Annotated in this window: 4 protein-coding genes; 3 read left to right on the top strand and 1 reads right to left on the bottom strand. The window is 38.8% G+C overall.

Translation table 11 applies throughout. From position 1 onward, the window contains the following. Positions 1 to 186 precede the first annotated feature (186 nt). The 3 genes from ACZM60_RS14490 (at position 187) to ACZM60_RS14480 (ending at position 3,262) form a co-directional block, all read left to right on the top strand. A complete protein-coding gene (locus ACZM60_RS14490; protein WP_489521841.1) occupies positions 187 to 1,098 on the top strand; it encodes a helix-turn-helix domain-containing protein in 912 nt (303 codons plus the stop codon). A gap of 92 nt (positions 1,099 to 1,190) precedes the next feature. Beyond that, positions 1,191 to 2,297: a site-specific integrase gene (locus tag ACZM60_RS14485; protein ID WP_489521840.1), complete on the top strand. Its 1,107-nt coding sequence runs from the start codon at positions 1,191 to 1,193 to the stop codon at positions 2,295 to 2,297. A 197-nt stretch (positions 2,298 to 2,494) separates the two neighbouring features. Continuing rightward, a complete protein-coding gene (locus ACZM60_RS14480) occupies positions 2,495 to 3,262 on the top strand; it encodes a mobilization protein (protein ID WP_489521839.1) in 768 nt (255 codons plus the stop codon). 26 nt (positions 3,263 to 3,288) lie between these two features. Here the strand turns inward: ACZM60_RS14480 and ACZM60_RS14475 are convergent. Continuing rightward, on the bottom strand, positions 3,289 to 3,904 hold a 616-nt coding region (locus ACZM60_RS14475), incomplete at its 5' end, for a hypothetical protein (RefSeq protein ID WP_489521838.1).

Here is a 3,904-nt window from a genome sequence, read left to right as displayed (position 1 = left end):
TCGTTGATAATCGTTGCTAAGCCTTTTTACGCCATTTTTTGTACCTCCTGTGTACCTCACCACGAAAATCCGAGGATTATCGTTGGCAAGGTCGTGGAGAAAGTTGAATATGGTTGAATATGGTTTAAGATGGTGGAATAAAACTGGAGAAATCAAGGAGAAATAAACCCTAAAAATTCAAGTAAAATGGCAAAGAGCAACATTAGAATTAAAAAGATTTGTGAGTGGTGTGGCCAAGAATTCGTAGCACAAAAAGTAACTACGAAATACTGCTCACACAGATGCGCGAATTTGGCTTATAAACAGGCCATACGAGCAAAACGGATTCAGCAGGAAGAGCAAAGGATTCAAATCGTTAAGAGTGAAAAGCCTTTGATGGATATTAAAGACAAAGAATATTTGTCGATCGCTCAGGCTGCTACTTTGTTGGGGCTTTCACTGCAAGCTGTTTATAAAATGATTTATACAGGACATCTTGCTGCTTATAAGTTGAGCAGTAGGCTTTCATTTGTTCGGCAGAGCGATATAAAAGAGATGCTTAAAAGAAACCCATACAAGAAACGACAACCTAAAGACACTCTTCCTATCACAGACTTCTATACCACAAATGAGATTAAAGAGAAATTCGGTGTCAAAGATTCCTGGATATTTCATATAGCTAAAGAGCATAATATACCCCGGACATTTAACCGTGGGAAAACCTATTGGAGCAAAAAGCATATTGATGACTACTTTGCAAAAAAAGCTCCCGATCCTGAGATCAAGGAATGGTATAGCACACAAGACATGCAGGAGAAGTTCGGCATGACACTGACGGCCATCTATTCTTTCGTATCAAAGAATGCCATTCCCAAAAAGAAAGTCGGCATTATGGTGTACTACTCCAAAAAGCATGTGGACATAGCCAAAGGTCTCATAGCTCCAGAAGAGCCCAAATACTACACCATTGCCGAAGCGATGGAGCGATTCAATTTGACGCGGGATCAACTCTACCATTATGTGAAATACCACAATATTCCCCGTATCAAGGTCGGTAAATATACCAAGATCCTGCGGGCAGAGCTGGACAAGTTCTTTGAACCTCCAAAGATAGAATGAGCCGAAAGTTATTTTCCGGTGATAAATACCACCATTAGAACACCTATTTTATTTGCAACAAAAACAAGTATTAATCAAAAAACAATATAGCTATGACACTTACATGCACCAACGTAACTTTGAGACAAAAGCCATTGCGTAACGACCGCATATCTCTTTATCTGGATTATTATCCGGCCATTCGCAATCCTTACACGATGAAGATGAGCCGCCGGGAATTCCTCGGCATCTACATTTATGCCAAGCCCAAGAACGAGCAGCAAAGAATGTTCAATCAGGATATGCTGAACAAGGCAGAGGCAATCCACTGTATCCGTGTCCAGTCGCTTATCAATGAAGAATTCGGGTTCCTGGATAAGAACAAACAAAAGGTAGATTTCCTCGCCTATTTCCGGACTAAAGCACGAGAAAAGTACGAGAAATGGGATTGCGTTTACAACCACTTCGAGAAATTTGTCGGTGGCAAATGCACCTTTGGTGATGTCACCGTGGAACTGTGTGAGAAGTTCAGGGATTACCTGCTCAAATGCAAACAGATCAATCATCCCAATGCTTACATCTCACGCAATTCGGCAGCTGGTTATTATTCGACGTTCCGTGCCTTATTGAAAATAGCCTATAAAGAAAAGATGCTGCGCGAGAATTTGAACGACTTTCTGGAAAAAATAGAATGGAAAGAGGTCAAGAAAGAGTATCTGACACTTGATGAAGTCAAGAAACTGGCAGCTACGCCCTGCAAGATTCCAGTCTTGAAACAGGCATCCCTGTTTGCCTGCATGACCGGTCTCCGTATCAGTGATATTTTGAAGCTGGATTGGCGTGATTTTGAAGTCGGCCCGGATCAAGGCTACTACATCCGTATCTGCACCGAAAAGACAGAAACCGAGGCCACACTCCCCATCAGTCAGGAGGCTCTGGAGTTGTGTGGCGAATGGGGCACCGGAAAAGTCTTCAAAGGCTTAACTCGCTCCATGACCCATCACCCTTTGAAACAATGGATTGCCGAAGCCGGAATCAGAAAGCACATAACCTTCCATTGCTTTCGTCATTCATATGCCGTCATCCAAATCTCCTTAGGAACAGACATTTACACAGTATCGAAGATGCTGACGCACAGGAATGTCACCACCACACAGATCTATGCTGATTTGGTAAATTCCAAGAAGCGAGAGACGGCGAATAAGATTTCGCTGAAATAGTATAAAGTTCTGTAACGAAAGAAGAGTCTGACATGGGGTTAAAACCTAGTCGGACTCTTCTTTTTTATTCTATTGTGGCATAGATGGCATAGAAATAAGTACCATATCGAGGACAAATGCTGCCACTTTCTTGGATTTATAACATGGTATCTATAAAATGACATATATTTGCGTACAAACAATTAGCAAATATCACTATGAATCAGAAAAGTATAGAACATATAGCACCCTATTCCCTTGTATTGGTAGGTACTCTTGTTGTTGGCGTTTTAGCCCGGCAGTTTGTTTTATCCAAAGGTGTTGACGATTTCAGTAGTAGTGTTGCATTTTTTGCAACAGTAATTGTCTTGATGGCAATCTATGCCAGTTTACAGACAACTTTCAATCAGTTTCTGCTGCCACGCATAGAAGCTTTTCTATTGCGTTTCTCTGCTTTTCAAACGATGAAAAATCACAATGACGCCGTTACTGTTTCGGAAGACCTTACAATTGAAGACTCAAGCCAGGCTATTCCAAATGTCATTGACCCTGCTCCTACCACTGAAGAAACAATTTCTGAACCTTCAGAATATGAAGTTATGCGAACCAATGCTATTGCAGAAAAGAATCATGCTATTCAAACCAAATTGGAAAAGGTTCTCAACTATACGAAGCAAACAATGGTTGCCTATATGAGTGAAGAGGACCTCAACCGTCTATGTGCATACATCGTAGAATATAGTACAAGCGATACCTTACAAAAGATATCGCCTGTAAAGGTTGACTCACAACTTAAAAGTATTGATATTATGCACTTTGGATGGAATATTGGTAAAGCGTTTAGTAAAAAGCGTATTCATACCGCTATCTTCATCAAGAATGTCTTTGCTCATGCTCTCCGTGATTTGGAAATCTCAACTATTGAGCGTAAAATGTCACATACAGAATCAAGGTGTAAGATTAAGCTAAATGACAAATTTTATTAGCCTAATTATATTTTTATATCCCGTTATTAAGATTTTAATCCCAAAAGTCCCTTATACCAATTTTTCATCTTGGATATATTACAAGGGAAAGAAATATCTTTCTCCAATTCTGGGTAATCATCCAACATAAAAAAAGTTCTATATGCTTTTTTAAAATATTCTTCTTTAGTCTGTAATCCTAGTTTTACAAACTCTCGAATCTTCCTACGTTTATCTTGGCGACTAACAAATTTCAAATTACCAGCTTCTATTTCATCAAGCGCTCTTTGTTTAAAAGCCTCTTCTGTACACTTTTTTTCATCATAATCAGTCTGAACCATTGCAAAAATGAATTCAGAACTATAGCATGCATAATTAATAGAAGTATAATGATTGGCTTTAATTAACTTTTCGTATGCTAAATTAAAATCAAATGATGTAAATAATTCTTCATAGAATGCATAAAACTGGATATAAATACTAAAATCATATAGTATATCAAATGAGGCTACAATTCCTTGGAATATAGATGGCTTATCAACGACATCCTTTGAGATAAAATAACAGCCATGACAAACCCCCATTGTTATAAATAGTCCATTTCTTAATTGATGATTGATCGGTCTTAATTTTTCACATAGAATATCCCAAGTTACAAGTTCT

The sequence above is a fragment of the Phocaeicola sp. genome, assembly GCF_057861905.1.
The sequence above is the reverse complement of the archived record's forward strand: the minus strand, read 5'-3'. Positions and strand labels throughout refer to the sequence as shown.